Here is a 16,175-nt window from a genome sequence, read left to right as displayed (position 1 = left end):
ACCTTTCCGGTCACAGCACCAGCTGTGACCGGGGGCGGCCACGCTGACGACATGCCACCCACCCGCACCAACAATGCTGGCGCCGGGCCCCGTACCGGCTTTCCCTGGTGACGTGCGCACCATCCTGTCGGCTGTACTCATCGCGCTCGTGGCCCTGCTGGTGCCCGCGAGCGCCGTCGCGTACTGGGCCGACCACGAGCTGGGCGACGCCGACCGCTACACCGCCGTCATGTCCCCCCTCGCCCGCAACCCGGCCGTCCAGGACGTCGTCGTCACCCAGGCCGGCCGCGCCCTCTCCGGCCAGATCGACGCGGGTCCCTTCCAGGGCGGGGTGGACGCCCTGCTCGGCGAGGCCCTGCGCTCCTTCGCCGGCACCCCCGCCTACCGCACCGCCTGGGACGCGGCCAACCGCGCCGCCCACACCGCCTTCCTCGACGCCCTCACCACCGGCCACGGCGACGCCCTCACCATCGACCTCGCTCCCGTCATCGACGAGGTCAAGTGGGAACTCGTTGCCGACGGCGTGCCCTTCGCCGACCGCATCCCGGTGACCCACCTCTCCGTGAAGGTCATGGAGTACGACAACCTCGCCGCGCTCCGGAAGGGGTTCCACATGCTCCAGGTCGCCGGAATCTGGCTCCCCGTACTGACCCTGGTCCTGGCGGCGGCGGCCATCGCGGTCGCCCTCCACCGGCGGCGCGCCGTGATGGCCACCGGGCTGGGGCTCGCGGTCGGGGCCGTACTGCTGGGGATCGCCGTGGACGTGTGCCGCCGGCTCACCCTCGACGATCTGCCCGCCGACATCGACCGGCCGGCCGCCGGGGCGGTGTACGACGCCCTCACCTCGTTCCTGCGCACCACCACCTGGGTGGTGCTGGCCGTCGGGCTCGCCGCCGCGCTCGGCGCCTGGCTGATGGGCCGACTGCGCCGCACCCCATAAGCTCGGAAGGTACCAACGCACGCAGAACGACGCAGAAGAGCCCAGAAGAACCGATGCGCAAGCGGCCGCACGGAAGCTGGGGGCACCTCCGTGGGGGTCCCCCCGGACGGAGTCTGGGGGAGGTAGCTGGGAGAGAATGAGCACCGAACAGATACCCTCCGGGCGAACCAGGCAGCACCCGCTGGCTCCGCCCGCCTGGCTGCTCAAGGGACTGCGGCCGGGCACCGCGCCGATCCCCTGGGCCGCCGTGCTGCGCGCGGCGGTGGCGATGGCCGCGCCCCTCGCCGTCGGCTTCGCCCTGGACGAGCCCGAATACGGCGCGCTCGTCTCCATGGGCGCCCTCTCCGGGGTCATCGGCGACACCGCCGACGCCTACCGGATGCGGATCCTGAACATCGCGATCCCGCAGCTCTTCGGAGCCGTCGGGGTCGCGCTGGGCACCCTGGTCTTCGGGCACGGCTGGCTCGCCGTCGGCGCCCTCACCCTCATCGCCCTGATCTCCGGGATGATCTCCTCCATCGGCACGGTCGCCTCCGTGTCCGGGCTGCTGTTCCTCCTCAACGCCGTGGTCGGTGCCGGGCTCCCGCTGCCCCGCCCCTGGTGGACGGCCCCCCTGCTGATGACCGCGGGCGGGCTGTTCGTCCTCCTCCTCACCCTGCTCGGCTGGCCGCTGCGCGGCCGGCAGCCCGAGCGCGCCGCCGTCGCGGCCACCTACCGGGCCCTGGCCGACAACCTGGAGGCCGCCGGCGGTCCCGCCTACGAGGAACGCCGCCACCAGGTCACCCAGGCCCTGAACCACGCCTACGACCTGGTGCTCGGCCGCCGGGCCCGGGTGCACGGCCGCAGCCCCGCCCTGGTGCGGATGCTGGCCCAGCTCAACGTGGTGATCCCGCTGGTGGAGGCCGCCCCCGCCGCGCACCTGCGCGGCCGGCCGCTGCCGCCGGAGATCCCGGCGGCGGTACGGGAGCTGGCGGACGCCGTCGAGGAGGGCCGCACCGGCGCCCCCGTCCTGGACCTGCCCGCAGCGCACACCCCGGCCGAGCGGGCCGTCGACTCCGCCCTGCGGCACGCGGCGAGCATCGTGCACCTCGCCGAACCGGACCCGTACAACGTCGACGACCGGCTCGGCCGGCCCGCCGCCCTGCGGGTCCGCGCCCGGCGCGCGGTGCGGGACATGATGATGTCGCGGGCCTCCTGGCGGTACGGGCTGCGCCTCGCCCTGTGCATCGGCCTCGCCCAGTGCCTCGTCTCCCTCGTGGAGGTCGAGCGGTCCTACTGGGTCGCACTGACCGTCACCTTCGTCCTGAAGCCCGACTTCGGCTCGGTGTTCTCCCGGGCCGTGCTGCGCGCCCTGGGCACCGCGGCCGGGCTGGTCATCGCCGCAGCCGTGCTGTCCGAGGTGCCGCGCGGCTGGTGGGACGTACCGGTCATGATGGTCCTGGCCGCCCTGATCCCCGCCTTCTCCGCCAAGGGGTACGCCTTCCAGACCGCGGCGATCACCCCGGTGATCCTCCTCCTCTCGGACCTGCTCAACCACCAGGGCTTCGACCTGATCCGCCCGCGGCTGCTGGACAGCCTGATCGGCTGCGCCATCACCCTCGTCGCGGGCTACCTGCTGTGGCCCGAGAGCTGGCGCACGCGGATCGGGGACCGGCTCGCCGACACCGTGGACGATGCCGCGCGGTACGTGGAGCGGGCGTTCGGCGCCCAGCCGCAGACCGAGGCGGGCCTGCAGGCGGCCCGCACGGCCCGCCTGCAGGCGCGGCGGCGGATCTACCGCGAGCTCTCGGGCGTCCGCAGCGAGTTCCAGCGGGCGCTGACCGAACCGCCCCCGACGGGCGCGCGGGCCGCGGCGTGGTGGCCCCTCGTCGTCGCCGTCGAACGCATCGTGGACGCGACCACCGCCGCCCGCGTCCGCGTCAACCACGGCGCGGACCCTCCCTCGCCGGCGGAGGTCGCCGCCGTCACCGCCCAACTCCGCTCCCTGGCGGAGGCGGTCCGCACCAACGAAACCCCGGTCAACGCCCCGCTGAAACCCCCCTCCCCCACCTCCGGCGTCCTCTCCCCCCTCCACCAGGAGCTCGCAGCGGCCCGCGCCCTCACCCACCGATAACCGGGGCTCCGCCCCGCGCCTCAAACGCCGAGGCCGGCCGTGCCGGGCAGGTGCGGCTCAAGGGTCCGGGGCGGAGCCCCGGGGCGGCCGGCAGGCCGCTGCTGTGAGCCGCGCCCCCGCCGGGGGTCCCCCGGATGGGTCCGTGGCCGGGCCTCGCGGGGAGCGGCGGGGGAGCATCGGGACATGCGCATGCGCAGCCACCGCGCCCTGGCCGGAACCGCCCTCACCGCCCTGCTCGCGGCAGCGACCGGCTGCGCCGACGTACAAGGCCTCCGGAGCGAAGGCGACCTCGGCACCGTGCACGCCCCCCAGAGCCTGTGGAAGAACATCCGCCCCGCCCCACCCGATCCCGGCCAGAAGCACGGCACGGCCGCCGTCGTGCCCGGCCTCCCCAAGGTCGCCAACCTCAGCATGCGCGGCGTGGACGCCCTGGCCGTCGTCCGCGCCGACATCACCTCCGCCACCGCCCAGGACGGCGGGACCGGCCGTCTCGTCGACCCCCACGCCGTCCAGCGGCTCGCGCTCTGCACACAGGCTGTGGACGGCGGCCCCGACTGCCCGGTCCGCCCCGGCGTCCTGCACGACCTGACCGGCAACGGCCGGGAGGAGCTGATCACCGCCCTCGACATCGACGGCCGCCTCAGCGAGCTGCGCGTCTACACCGTCCAGGACGACGGCTCCATCGCCCGCGTGCTGTCCCGCCGCGCGGTCCTGGAGGGCGTCGAGGTGGCCGCCGAGCACCTGGCGGTCCGGGAACCCACCTCGAACCCGAAGTACGTCGCCGTCTCCGACTACGTCTGGGACTCGAAGGCCGGGACCATGAACCTCTCCCAGCTCACCCTCGACGAATGCCCCGCTCTCCCGGACACCTCCCAGGCCGGCGACGGACCGCGATGCGCGCGCTGAGCAGCCTCCGCTGGAAGATCGCGCTGACCACCACGATGGTGTGCTGCCTGGTCGCCGCCGCCCTGGGCATCCTCGTGCACAACGTGGTCGCCCGGCAGATCGTCGGGGAGGTCCGCAAGGACGTGAACACCGAACTGGACCACGCCCTCGGCCACTACGAGTACGGCACCACGCACGGCGACGTCGACGTGGCCCTCGACCCGCCCGGCCTCCCCCGCCCCCTGCGCGACCTGGTCGCACGAGGCCGGACCGGCAGCATGGTCGGCGAGCACGGCGACAAGCCCGTCATGTGGGCCGCCGCGCCCGCCGACAAGAAGGCCCTCGCGGTCTGGATCCCGTACGAGAGCACCCGCGACCGGCTGCGGGACATCGACGCCGCGATCCTCGCCTCCTCGGTGCTCGCGGCCGGAGTGGTGGCGCTGGCGGGCCTATTCCTCGCCAACCGGATCAGCCGGCGCCTCGCGACCACGGCCGCCGTGGCCCGCCGGATCAGTGCCGGGGACCTGGACGCCCGGGTGGGCTTCCCGGCAGGCGGGGGCCCCGACGACACGCGGCCCACCCGCTACCGGGACGAGGTACGGGACGTGGCACAGGCCCTGGACTCGATGGCCGGGTCGCTCCAGGACCGGCTGGAGGCCGAGAAGCGCTTCACCGCGGATGTCGCGCACGAGCTGCGCACCCCCCTCACGGGCTCGCTGGCCGCGGCCGCGCTGCTGCCGGAGGGCCGCCCCAAGGAGATGATCAATGACCGGCTCAACGCCCTGCACCTGCTCACCGAGGACCTGCTGGAGATCTCCCGGCTGGACTCGGGCGTCGAACGGGCCGACCTGGCTCGGGTGGAGCTCGGCCGGGCGGTGCGGCGGGCGGTCGCCGGGACCCGGCTGGCCGCCGAGGTCACGGTGGTCCGGGACGCGACGGTGCTCACCGACCGGCGCCGGCTGGACCGGATCCTGGCCAACCTGCTGGTCAACTCGCACAAGCACGGCCGGCCCCCCGTCGAGGTGACCGTGGAGGGCCCGGTGATCGTGGTCCGCGACCACGGGCCCGGCTACCCGCCCGAGCTCATCGAACAGGGCCCGCAGCGTTTCCGAACCGGCGATCCGGGCCGCGGCCGCGGCCACGGCCTGGGACTGACGATCGTGGCCGGCCAGGCGGCGGTGCTGGAGATCGCACTCAGCTTCACCAACGCCCCCGACGGGGGCGCGATGACCACCCTGCGGCTCCCCGTCGGCAGGCTTTCGGAGGGGAGATGAGCGGGTGGGACGCCCAAGGGGCATGTTTCACGTGAAACACGCCCACATGCCTGCATGCCCCTTGGTCAACTGGTCCGCTCAGACGCCGATGTTGCGGCCGTCCTTGCGCCAGACCGACACGACCGCCGGGCGGACGATCTTGCCGGGGCCGTCGGGCCACACCGACTGCGGCTTCTCGACGGACGCGCCGTCGATTTCGCCCGGGTGCTGGACGGAGACCAGGACGCGCTTGTCCTGGATCAGCGGGCCGCAGGTCTCGGCACCGCGCGGCACGGTCAGGAACTGCTTCAGCTCACCGCGGCGGTCACCGGCGGTCGCGACGCCGAACAGGCCGTCGTGGGAGCCGAGCTGGTTGCCGTCCGTAGAGATCCACAGGTTGCCGTGCGGGTCGAAGGCCACGTTGTCCGGGCAGGAGATCGGGCTGACCTTGTCCTTCGGGAAGCCCGCGAAGTAGGTCGCCGGGTCGTTCGGGTCACCGGCGACGAGGAAGAGCCGCCAGGCGAAGCCGTCACCGGCCGGGTCGTCGAAGTTCTCGGCGAGCTCCAGGATCTGGCCGTGCTTGTTCAGGTTGCGCGGGTTGGCCTCGTCCGCGCCCGCCTTGCCGGCCTTGCCGCGGTCGGTGTTGTTGGTCAGCGCGATGTACACGCGGCCGGTGCGCGGGGAGGGCTCGACGTCCTCGGGGCGGTCCATCTTGGTCGCGCCCACCTTGTCGGCGGCCTGGCGCGTGAAGACGTACACCTCCTCGGCGGTCATGCCCTCGACGTGCGAGACGTTGCCGGTGGCGAGCTTGATCCAGACACCGGAGCCGTCGAACTCGCCGTCCGAGGGGAGCTTGCCGGTGCCGTCGATCTCGGCGGCCGGGGCGTCACCGGTGAGCTTGGCGACGTAGAGGGTGCCCTCGTCGAGCAGCGTGAGGTTGTGCTCCTTCGCCGCGCGCGAGTTGCCCTTCTTCATCTGCTTCGAGGAGACGAACTTGTAGAAGTAGTCGAAGCGCTCGTCGTCGCCCATGTAGACGACGGGACGGCCGTCCTCGGTCAGGCGGGGCTGCGCGGCCTCGTGCTTGAAGCGGCCGAGCGCGGTGCGCTTGCGCGGGGTGGAGTTCGGGTCGTACGGGTCCAGCTCGACGACCCAGCCGAAGCGGTGCGGCTCGTTGGGCTCCTGCGCCACGTCGAAGCGCTTGTCGAACCGCTCCCACTTGCGCTCGGTGGCGCCGGCGCTCACGCCGTAGCGCTTCAGGCGGGCGGCCGCGGTCGGGTCGGTGACCTGGCCGGCGTTGCCGAAGTACTGGTTGAAGTTCTCCTCGCCGTGGAGGGTAGTGCCCCACGGGGTGGTGCCGCCGGCGCAGTTGTTGAGGGTGCCGAGCACCTTCGTGCCGGTGGCGTCGGCGGAGGTCTTCAGCAGGGCGCTGCCCGCGGCCGGGCCGGTCAGCTTGAACTCGCTGGTCGCGGTCAGGCGGCGGTTGAGCTCGTGGCGGGTGACCGCGGTCAGCTTGCCGCTGCGGTGGTCCTCCTGGACGACGACCACGGACAGGCCGTGCGCGGCCCAGGCGATCTCGACCTGCTCGCGGGTCGGGTTGGCCGGGTCGTAGCCCTTGAACATGAGGTTCTCGTCCGTGTACTCGTGGTTGGCCACGAGCAGCTGCCGGCGCTCGTAGTCGCCGCCGAGCGGGAGGAGGCTCAGGAAATCGTTGTTGTAGCCGAACTGCCCGGCCTGCGCTGCGGCGGTCTGCTTGTCGGCGTTGAAGGCCGGGGCGCCCTTGACGATCGGCTCGCCCCAGCGGATGACCACGTTCTGGTCGTGGCCCTCGGGGACGGTGACCTTGTCGTCGGTGTTCGGCGCGACGGCCTTGAAGCGCAGACCGCGGGCGGCCTCGCCGCTCTTGCCCGCGCCGGCGGCCCCCGCGTCGGCGGCGGGGGTGGCGTTGGCGGTCTGGCCGGGGCCGCTGAGAGCGACGGCGGTACCGGCGGCGGTGGCGACCGTCACGACGGCGGCGGTACGCAGCATCGAGCGGCGGGAGTAGGCGCGGGCCATGACATCGCCCGCGTACTCGTTGTCGCTGGTGTTCGGCACCTCGTGGAAGCAGGCGTCACCGCAGCGGTAGCGGCAGGTGAGAGCGGAACGTCCGCTCCCATGCGGGTTGCCGATGAGCGGCAGGAGCTTGCGCACGAGTGTCCTCCGAGTAGCTGGCGCCGACAACGTGTCGGAATCGATCCAGCGTGACGCTAGGGCCGGGTTGCGCCGAAGCGGCGGCGGCAGGATGAACGCCCGGTGAACCCGGCGCGTCGGCGCGGCAGTTCGGTGGACAGTGCGATGGTGCGGGGTGGCTGGACGCCACGAAGGGCGCCCCTGCCGAAGTTCCAGCCGGGCGGCCGATAACCTTACGTGTCCACTCTGGGCAGGGATCATCCGCGCAGCACGGACAAATGACGCACGCACTCATGCGAAAGGCTTGGCCCATGGGTATTCGGAGCTTGTTGCGCAAGGTGTTCGGACGAACTGCGGAAGCCGTTCCGGAGACGTCGGACTCCGCTTCTGCGGCCCTGCCGAGCCAGGCGGAACGGACCCCACTGGACGTGGCGGCCGAGCTGGTGGCGGCGTCCTTCGACAACCCCACCGTTCCGCCGCAGTCCGCTCCACGGGACCGCGAACCCGGCACGGTCCTCACGGCCCCGGCCCCCGATCCGGCCCCGGCCGCGGCCCCGGCCGCGGACCCCACGGTCCCGGAAGCCCGCCGCCCCGTGCCTCCGGCGGTTCAGCAGTCGCCCGCCCCCGGTCCGGACGCCGAACCCCCCGCGCCCGCGGCGGACTCCGGCACCGCGCACGAGCCCGCAGCCGCCGAGGCCGCCGCCCCCGAGGCGGAGCCTGAGACCGCGCCGGAGCCCGAGCCCGCAGCCGCCGAGGCGGAGGCAGCCGCCCCCGAGGCGGAGCCCGAGACCGCAGCCGCCGAAGCGGAGGCAGCCGCCCCCGAGGCGGAGGCCTCGGCCGAGCCCGTGGTCGTGGCCGACGAGACCCCCGCGCCGGAGGCACAGGAGGAGGCCGAAGCCGAGCCCGTGGCCGCCGAGGCGGAGCCCGAGCCTGTGGCCGCCGAAGCCGAAGCCGAAGCCGAACCCGCGGCGACGGAGCCCGAGCCCGACACCGCCCCCCAGGCGGAGCCGGCAGCCGTGGCCGCCGAAGCCGAGGTCCCCGCCCCCGCGGCGGAGCCGGAGCCCGTGGCCGCCGAGGCCGGCCCCGACGACGAGGCGGCGGCGGTCGCCGAGGGGCCCGCGCACGCGCTGGCCGGCGTCAAGCGGCAGGCACCCGGCCTGGTCGGGGCCTACAAAGCCGCCGGGCAGGTGCTGCGGGGCAAGGGGAAGGCCGGGGCGCGCGCCAAGGTGTACCTGGTGCTGGACCGGTCCGGGTCGATGCGCGGGTTCTACAAGGACGGCAGTGCCCAGCACCTCGCCGACCACGCCCTCGCCCTCGCCGCACACCTCGACGAGGAGGCGACCGTGCACACCGTCTTCTTCTCCACCGAGGTGGACGGGACCGCCGACCTCACCCTGGACGACCACCAGGACTGGGTCGAGGCCCGCCACGCCGAGCTCGGCCGGATGGGACGCACCAGCTACCACGTGGCCGTCGAGGCCGTCGTCGAGCGCTACCAGAAGGACGGCGGCGAGGGCCCCGCCCTGGTCGTGTTCCAGACGGACGGCGCTCCCGACAACCGCCAGCCGGCCCGCCAGGCGATCACCGAGGCGTCCACCACCGCCCCCGGCATCCACTGGCAGTTCGTCGCGTTCGGCGACCACGACTCCAAGGCCTTCGACTTCCTGCGCAAGCTGGACGCCGAGAACGCCGGATTCTTCCACGCCGGACCCGCCCCCGCGGAGCTGGCCTCGGCCGCGCTCCTCAAGGGCATCCTCGAGCGGTTCTAGCAGCACGCACCACGCGAAAGGGCCCGGGGTCAGACCCCGGGCCCTTTCGCGTACGCGTACGGAACCGCTAGCGCGCAGCGTCCGGGTGGACGGCCTCCGCGATCGGCTTCGCGTCCGCCGGCTTCGTCTCCACCGGCTTGCGCAGCGCGATGTTCAGCTCGCGCAGGCGGGACTCCTCCAGCACCGTCGGCGCGCCCATCATCAGGTCCTGGGCGTTGCCGTTCAGCGGGAAGGCGATGGTCTCGCGGATGTTCGGCTCGTCGGCCAGCAGCATCACGATGCGGTCCACGCCCGGGGCGATGCCGCCGTGCGGCGGGGCGCCGAGGCGGAACGCGCGCAGCATGCCCGCGAACTCCCGCTCGACGGTCTCGGCCTCGTAGCCGGCGATCTCGAAGGCCTTCAGCATGACCTCGGGCTCGTGGTTGCGGATCGCGCCGGAGGACAGCTCGATGCCGTTGCAGACGATGTCGTACTGCCACGCCAGGATGTCGAGCGGGTCCTTCTCCTCCAGGTCCTTCATGCCGCCCTGCGGCATGGAGAAGGGGTTGTGCGAGAAGTCGATCTTGCCGGTCTCCTCGTCCTTCTCGTACATCGGGAAGTCGACGATCCAGCAGAACCGGAAGACGTTCTCCTCGAACTGCCCGGCGCGCTTGGCGGCCTCGACCCGGACCGGGCCCATGATCTTGGAGACCTCGTCGAACTCGCCCGCGCCGAAGAACACGGCGTGGCCGGGGGCCAGGCCCAGGCGCTCGGTGAGGACCTTGACGTTCTCCTCGGTGAGGAACTTGGCGATCGGGCCGGTCAGGGCACCGTCCTCGCCGACACGGACCCAGGCCAGGCCCTTGGCGCCGAGCGAGATCGCGTACTCGCCGAGGCCGTCGAAGAACTTGCGCGGCTGCGCGGCGGTGTCCGGGACGGCCAGGGCGCGCACATGCTTGCCGGCGAACGCCTTGAACTCCGAGGCCTCGAAGACATCGGTGATGTCGACGAGCTCCAGCTTGGCGCGCAGGTCGGGCTTGTCGTTGCCGTACTTCAGCATCGACTCGCGGAACGGGATCCGCGGGAACGGCGAGGTGACCTCGCGGCCCTTGCCGAACTCGGTGAAGATCTCCGTCATCAGCCGCTCGATGGGCTGGAAGACGTCCTCCTGCTCGACGAAGGACATCTCCACATCGAGCTGGTAGAACTCGCCCGGCGAGCGGTCGGCGCGCGCGTCCTCGTCGCGGAAGCAGGGCGCGATCTGGAAGTACCGGTCGAAGCCGGAGATCATCAGCAGCTGCTTGAACTGCTGCGGGGCCTGCGGCAGGGCGTAGAACTTGCCCGGGTTCAGGCGGGACGGGACGACGAAGTCACGGGCGCCCTCGGGGGAGGTCGCGGTGAGGATCGGGGTCGCCATCTCGTTGAAGCCGAGGGCCACCATCTTCGAGCGGATCGAGGCGATGACGGCCGAGCGCAGCATGATGTTGCGGTGCATGCGCTCGCGGCGCAGGTCGAGGAAGCGGTACTCCAGGCGCCGCTCCTCGTTCACACCGTCGTCGGTGTTGATGGTGAAGGGCAGCGGGGCGGCCGCGCCGAGCACCTCGACTCCGGAGACCTCGATCTCGATCTCGCCGGTGGGCAGCTCGGGGTTGACGTTGTCCGCACCGCGCGAGACGACCTTGCCGTCGATGCGGACGACGGTCTCCTTGGTGACGCTGCTCAGCGCCTCGTTGGCGGCCGTGCCGGGACGGGCGACGAGCTGCGTGATGCCGTAGTGGTCACGCAGATCGATGAAGAGGATGCCGCCCAGGTCTCGACGGTTGTGCAGCCAGCCGCTCAGCCGGACGTCGGCGCCGACGTCAGAGGCACGGAGCTCGCCGCACGTGTGGGACCTGTACCGATGCATCAGTCATCCAGTTCTTCGCGATACCAGGGTGGACTCAACCCTTGCAAGGTTACCGTCCGAGCGGGACAGCTCGCGGGCACGCCCGGACAGGGCTCCGGACAGGCACGTCAGTCGGATGACCTGTAAAGATGACGGAGTGCGCACCGAGGACGTCCTGGCCGCCATCGCGACGGGCCTGTGGCGGTGGGACAACGCGTCCGGGACGGTCACCCTCGACAGCGAGGCCGCCCGGCTCCTCGGGCTGCCCGCGGAGGCGGTGGTGCTCCCGGAGGTCGCCGTACGGTCGCGGTTCCACCCGGTGGACTGGAACGAGGTCAACGGCATCGTCAACCTGGCCGTGGCCGAGGGCACGCTCGCCGAGGCCCGGCTGCGGATCATGGACGAGGACGGGCGCGTCCTGCGCACCGTACGCAGCCGCTCGAAGCCGGTGGAGAACCGGACGGCCGACGGCCAGGTCGACTACGAGCTGATCGGCACCATCCAGGAGATCGCCGAACCGCAGCCCGGCACCACGGCCGCGCACACCCCGATCACCGGCGACTGGCGGCGCTCCCGCGAGGCCTTCCTCCTCGACGCGGGGCGCGCGCTGGCGGAGGCCCGCTCGACGGCGGAAGTGCTGCGGGTCGCGGCCTCGCTGTCCATGCCCGGCTTCAGCCCGGACGGGCTGGCCGTCTTCGGCGTGTCCGGGGACCGGCTGTCGATCATCGGGCACCACGGGCACGACGCCGGGGACGAGACCCCCTTCGCGGACATGCGGCTGGAGACGGACTACCCGGCCGCGGAGGTCGTCCGTACCGGCCGGGCGATCTACCTCCCCAGCCCCGAGGACTACAAACGGCGCTTTCCGGCCACCTGGCCGCTCGCCCAGCGCTTCGGGCGGATCTCCTGGGCCTTCCTGCCCCTGATCGTGGCCGGGCGGACGATGGGGGCCTGGATGGCCGCCTTCAAGCACCCGGTGTCCTTCTCCCCCGACGAGCGGTCCGTCCTGACGACCGTGGCCCGGATGCTGGCCCAGGCGCTCCAGCGCGCAGGAGTGGCCGAAAGCGAGCGGCAACTCACCACCGGCCTCCAGCGGTCGATGATGCCGCAGCTCGGCCCGGAGATCCCCGGCATGCAGATCGCGGCACGGTACGTCCCGACCGGCGGCGGGCTCCAGGTCGGCGGCGACTGGTACGACATGATCCCGCTGCCGTCGGGACGGTTCGCGCTGGTCATCGGCGACGTACAGGGCCACGACGTCCGCGCGGCCGGCCTGATGGGCCAGCTGCGGATCGCGGTACGGGCGTACGCCTCGGAGGGCCACCGCCCCGACGCCGTGCTCTCCCGCACCTCCCGCTTCCTCGCCGGGCTGTGCTCCTCGCAGGAGTCCGACGCGTACGAGGACGGCGCGTACGAGGACAGCGACTTCCAGAGCCCGCGCTTCGCGACCTGCCTCTACGTGGAATGCGACCCCCGGACCGGCATGCTGGAGGTGGCCCGCGCCGGCCACCCCGACCCGGCGATCCGGATGACGGACGGCACCGTCCTGATGCGCCCCACCGCGGGCGGACTCCCCCTCGGGATCGTCCCCGACGCCGACTACCCCACCACCAGCTTCACCCTGGAGCCGGGCGAAACGATGATGCTGTGCACCGACGGGCTCATCGAGACCGGCGGGCACGACCTGGACACCGGCTGGGCCCGGCTGCGCGCGATCCTGGAGGCCGACCCGGAGGAGTCCGGGGCGGGGCCGGCGCCCGGGCACCTCGAACGGCTGGCCGACCTGCTGGTCCAGGCCGTGCACGGGCCGTCCTCGCACCACACCACCGGCCCGCTGGCCGACCGCCGCGAGGACGACATAGCCGTCGTGCTGCTGTGCCGCGAGGGCGAGAGCTGCGGCTGCGGCACCTCGCTGCTGCACCCGGCCCGGCCGGCCCGCCGCACGATGCTGACCGTGGCCCAGGCCGAGCCGGAGCGGATCGCGGGCGCGCGCCGGCAGATCCGGGAGCTGCTGCACGACTGGGCCGACGAGGAGCAGGTGGACTCGGCGGTGCTGATGGTCTCCGAGATGGTGACGAACGTACTGACGCACACCGACGGCGACGCCCTGCTGGTGGCGGAGGCCGTGGGCGAGCTGGGCGGGCGCCGGCTGCGCATCGAGGTCGCGGACGCGAGCGACGAGCTCCCGCACAAGCGGCACCCGGGCGAGATGGCCTCCAGCGGGCGCGGGGTGCTGCTGATGGAGATGCTGGCCGACACCTGGGGCGTGGACCCGCAGGGCGAGGGCAAGTCGATCTGGTTCGAGCTGTACGAGCGGTCGAAACCCGACCCCGACCCGCTGGACTGACGCCCCCGGCGGCGGCCGGCTCCGTGCTTGGATACGTCGGTGCCGACTCCGCCCACTCCGCCCGCTTCCCTGCTGCCCGAGCCCGTGCGCCGGCTCGCCGCCTGGTGCGCCGTCGTCCTCCTCGTCGCCGCCGTGCTGGCCCTCGTCGTCTGGCTGTGCTCCGCCTTCCGGACGGTCGTCACGCCCGTCCTGCTCGCCGTGCTGGGCACGGCCCTGCTCGGGCCGATGCACCGGCGGCTGGTGCGCACGGGGGTCAACCGCTCGCTCGCCGCGGCCCTCACCTGCCTCGCCGTGCTCGCCGTCGTCGGCGGCGCCGCGTACATCGTCGTCCTCGCGCTCATCGAGACCGGCGACCAGATCCTCGACGCGCTCCGGCGGGCCGGCGAGAGCCTCGCGGCGCACTTCGGGGCGGTCGGCACCTCGCTGGAGGACGTCGCGAAGAACTCCAAGGACCTGCTCGCCAAGTTCGGCGGCACGGCCGCCTCGGGCGTGGTCACCGGGCTCAGCGTGGTCGGCACCGTGATCGGGACGGCCCTGCTGGCGCTTGTGCTGATCTTCTTCTTCCTCCGCGACTCCGACCGGTCCGCCGGGGCGCTGCGCGGGCTGGTCCCGAGCCGCTCGGGCGACCTGGTGGAGGCCATGGGGCGGCGGGCCTTCGGGGCCGTCGAGGGCTTCATGCGCGGAACCACCTTCGTGGCCCTGGTGGACGCCGTACTCATCGGCGCGGGTCTGCTGGTGCTCCGCGTGCCGGGTGCGGTGGGGCTGGCGGCCCTGGTGTTCGTGACGGCCTACATCCCCTACCTCGGCGCCATCCTCTCGGGCGCCGTGGCGGTCCTCGTCGCCCTCGCGGACCGGGGCTGGGCCATCGCCCTGTGGGCGCTCGGCGTGGTGCTGGTGGTCCAGATGATCGAGGGGCACGTGCTCCAGCCCATGGTGCAGAGCCGCACCGTGCAGATGCACCCGGCGGTGGTCATGATCGCCATCGCGGCCGGGGCGAGTGTCGCCGGGATCCTCGGCATGCTGCTCGCGGTACCGCTGACGGCGGCCGCCTTCGGAGTGATCTCGGAACTGCGGGCCCGGTACGCCGACGACGCGGCGCCAGGGCCCGCGGGGCCCTCGTAACGGGGACGGTCAGTCCTCGTCCGGCTGGCCCGCGCCCCGGTGGCCGAGGCCGGTCCGGGCGGTGGTCGGGATGGTGCCCAGCCGGCCCGCCTGGAAGTCGTCGAAGGCCTGCTGGAGCTCGTGCCGGCTGTTCATGACGAACGGCCCGTAGTGCGCCATCGGCTCCCGGATCGGACGGCCGCCGAGGAGCACGACCTCCAGGTCCGGGGCGTTGGAGTCCTGGGACTCGTCCGCCCGCAGGGTGAGCGAGCCGCCCTCGCCGAACACGGCCGTCTGCCCGGTGTGGACCGGGCGGCGGTCCTCGCCGACCGAGCCGCGCCCGGCCAGTACGTACGCCAGGGCGTTGAAGTCCTCGCGCCACGGGAGGGTGACCTGCGCGCCCGGGGTGACGGTCGCGTGGATCATCGTGATCGGAGTGTGGGTGATGCCCGGGCCGGCGTGGCCGTCGAGGTCACCGGCGATGACGCGGAGCAGGGCGCCGCCGTCCGGCGTGGACAGCAGCTGGACCTGGCCGCCGCCGATGTCCTGGTAGCGCGGGGGCATCATCTTGTCGGTCGCCGGGAGGTTCACCCACAGCTGGAGACCGTGGAAGAGCCCGCCGCTGACGACGAGGGCCTCCGGCGGGGCCTCGATGTGCAGGAGGCCCGAACCGGCGGTCATCCACTGCGTGTCGCCGCCGTTGATGACTCCGCCGCCGCCGTTGCTGTCCTGGTGGACGAAGGTTCCGTCGATCAGGTACGTGACGGTCTCGAAGCCGCGGTGCGGGTGCCACGGGGTCCCCTTCGGCTCCCCGGCTCCGTAGTCCACCTCGCCCATCTGGTCCATCATGATGAACGGGTCGAGGTACTGGTAGTTGATCCCCGCGAACGCGCGGCGCACCGGGAATCCCTCCCCCTCGAACCCACCGGGCGCGGTGGTGACGGCCAGCACCTTGCGCGGGACGGCCGCCGTCTGCGGCTCGGCCACTCGGGGGAGCGTCAACGGGTTCTCAACAGTCACTGCGGGCATGGTCAGGACCTCCTTGTGATCCGAGTTTAGTTGAAACTCGAACTTTCTGCCACACCCCGCAGAACAGCGGTCCCGCGCCTCACATTCCCATCACGGCCACCCCTTCGAGCTCACCAGGTGACTGCGGGACGCGGCGACCGTGCCGCGCCGCCGGCAACAGAGGGGCAGTGGGAAGTTCGCTTCGCCGCCGCCTCGCAAAAGAGGGCCCGTCCCCGCCGCGGAGTGCGGCGGGGACGGGCCCCATGGGCTGCGTACTACGGCGAGACGATCACCGAGTTGATCGGCGTGAGGTTCCGCCACTGCCACTTGTCCAGCGGCATGTCCTCACAGCTACCCGTGCCGCCGTAACCCGTGCAGAGCTTGAACTTCCAGTTCTGAGTCTGGTTGTTGAGGACCCAGTGCCCGTTCTCCTGGTTGCTGAGGTTGTACGTGCCGGCCCCGTCCCACTTCTGCGACACGGTGGTCGAGTACCAGCCCTCGGTGTAGATGCACGCGAAGCCGGACGGGCACCCCAGGACCTCGTGATCGGAAGCCTGGGCCGGGCCTGCCGCCAGGACCCCCGTGCCCAGCGCCAGCATCCCGGTGGCCGCAACCGCGGCGAGCTTCGTGCGGATCGACGTACGAGCCATCACTGCCTCCTCGTAGATGGGGCGGAGGACCCCCCGTGGTTCCCCCGCAGCACCGATACTCCGCAGCCGCAGCCGCCCC

At 72.7% G+C, this 16,175-nt stretch carries 11 protein-coding genes; 7 read left to right on the top strand and 4 right to left on the bottom strand.

The annotated features are described in order from the left end of the window. Nucleotides 1–112: 112 nt before the first annotated feature. The 4 genes from J7E94_RS15645 (at nucleotide 113) to J7E94_RS15630 (ending at nucleotide 5,212) form a co-directional block, all read left to right on the top strand. Nucleotides 113–940 (top strand): hypothetical protein, encoded by an 828-nt coding sequence (locus J7E94_RS15645; RefSeq protein ID WP_215015951.1) that lies wholly within the window; start codon nucleotides 113–115, stop codon nucleotides 938–940. Between the two features lie 136 nt (nucleotides 941–1,076). Next, entirely contained in the window at nucleotides 1,077–3,053 is a 1,977-nt protein-coding gene (locus J7E94_RS15640) for an FUSC family protein (protein WP_215015949.1), read from the top strand. 183 nt (nucleotides 3,054–3,236) lie between these two features. After that, on the top strand, nucleotides 3,237–3,959 hold the full coding sequence (locus tag J7E94_RS15635) for a hypothetical protein (protein WP_251056718.1): 723 nt from the start codon (nucleotides 3,237–3,239) through the stop codon (nucleotides 3,957–3,959). After that, nucleotides 3,947–5,212 (top strand): HAMP domain-containing sensor histidine kinase, encoded by a 1,266-nt coding sequence (locus J7E94_RS15630; RefSeq protein ID WP_215015947.1) that lies wholly within the window; start codon nucleotides 3,947–3,949, stop codon nucleotides 5,210–5,212. Before J7E94_RS15635 ends, J7E94_RS15630 begins: the two co-directional genes overlap by 13 nt. 78 nt (nucleotides 5,213–5,290) lie before the next feature. Here the strand turns inward: J7E94_RS15630 and J7E94_RS15625 are convergent, their stop codons facing one another. Next, nucleotides 5,291–7,378: a PhoX family phosphatase gene (locus J7E94_RS15625; protein WP_215015945.1), complete on the bottom strand. Its 2,088-nt coding sequence runs from the start codon at nucleotides 7,376–7,378 to the stop codon at nucleotides 5,291–5,293. A 290-nt stretch (nucleotides 7,379–7,668) separates the two neighbouring features. Here J7E94_RS15625 and J7E94_RS15620 point away from each other — a divergent pair, with 290 nt between their 5' ends. After that, nucleotides 7,669–9,126 (top strand): VWA domain-containing protein, encoded by a 1,458-nt coding sequence (locus J7E94_RS15620; RefSeq protein ID WP_215015943.1) that lies wholly within the window; start codon nucleotides 7,669–7,671, stop codon nucleotides 9,124–9,126. A gap of 67 nt (nucleotides 9,127–9,193) precedes the next feature. Here the strand turns inward: J7E94_RS15620 and aspS are convergent, their stop codons facing one another. Beyond that, on the bottom strand, nucleotides 9,194–11,011 hold the full coding sequence (aspS, locus tag J7E94_RS15615; RefSeq protein ID WP_215015941.1) for an aspartate--tRNA ligase: 1,818 nt from the start codon (nucleotides 11,009–11,011) through the stop codon (nucleotides 9,194–9,196). A 136-nt stretch (nucleotides 11,012–11,147) separates the two neighbouring features. Here aspS and J7E94_RS15610 point away from each other — a divergent pair, with 136 nt between their 5' ends. Beyond that, complete coding sequence (locus J7E94_RS15610) at nucleotides 11,148–13,337, top strand: SpoIIE family protein phosphatase (protein ID WP_215016062.1); 2,190 nt, start codon at nucleotides 11,148–11,150, stop codon at nucleotides 13,335–13,337. A gap of 39 nt (nucleotides 13,338–13,376) precedes the next feature. Continuing rightward, nucleotides 13,377–14,459, top strand: a complete 1,083-nt coding sequence (locus J7E94_RS15605; protein ID WP_215015940.1) for an AI-2E family transporter — start codon at nucleotides 13,377–13,379, stop codon at nucleotides 14,457–14,459. A gap of 9 nt (nucleotides 14,460–14,468) precedes the next feature. Here the strand turns inward: J7E94_RS15605 and J7E94_RS15600 are convergent, their stop codons facing one another. Then, a complete protein-coding gene (locus tag J7E94_RS15600) occupies nucleotides 14,469–15,467 on the bottom strand; it encodes a pirin family protein (RefSeq protein ID WP_215015939.1) in 999 nt (332 codons plus the stop codon). Between the two features lie 254 nt (nucleotides 15,468–15,721). Then, nucleotides 15,722–16,096, bottom strand: coding sequence for a hypothetical protein (locus tag J7E94_RS15595; protein WP_215015938.1), 375 nt, complete (start codon nucleotides 16,094–16,096; stop codon nucleotides 15,722–15,724). Between the last annotated feature and the right edge of the window lie 79 nt (nucleotides 16,097–16,175).

The organism is Streptomyces sp. ISL-94, from assembly GCF_018614075.1.
In the GTDB taxonomy this organism is placed as follows: Bacteria; Actinomycetota; Actinomycetes; order Streptomycetales; family Streptomycetaceae; genus Streptomyces.
Note: the sequence above shows the minus strand (reverse complement) of the source record. Positions and strands in the feature narration are given on the sequence as shown.

What these genes read in the sequence shown, in the direction of transcription:
- J7E94_RS15600 (WP_215015939.1), bottom strand. Translation starts at nt 15,467, where the DNA reads ATGCCCGCAGTGACTGTTGAGAACCCGTTGACGCTCCCCCGAGTGGCC.
- J7E94_RS15595 (WP_215015938.1), bottom strand. Translation starts at nt 16,096, where the DNA reads ATGGCTCGTACGTCGATCCGCACGAAGCTCGCCGCGGTTGCGGCCACC.
- J7E94_RS15630 (WP_215015947.1), top strand. Translation starts at nt 3,947, where the DNA reads ATGCGCGCGCTGAGCAGCCTCCGCTGGAAGATCGCGCTGACCACCACG.
- J7E94_RS15640 (WP_215015949.1), top strand. Translation starts at nt 1,077, where the DNA reads ATGAGCACCGAACAGATACCCTCCGGGCGAACCAGGCAGCACCCGCTG.
- J7E94_RS15620 (WP_215015943.1), top strand. Translation starts at nt 7,669, where the DNA reads ATGGGTATTCGGAGCTTGTTGCGCAAGGTGTTCGGACGAACTGCGGAA.
- J7E94_RS15635 (WP_251056718.1), top strand. Translation starts at nt 3,237, where the DNA reads ATGCGCATGCGCAGCCACCGCGCCCTGGCCGGAACCGCCCTCACCGCC.
- aspS (WP_215015941.1), bottom strand. Translation starts at nt 11,011, where the DNA reads ATGCATCGGTACAGGTCCCACACGTGCGGCGAGCTCCGTGCCTCTGAC.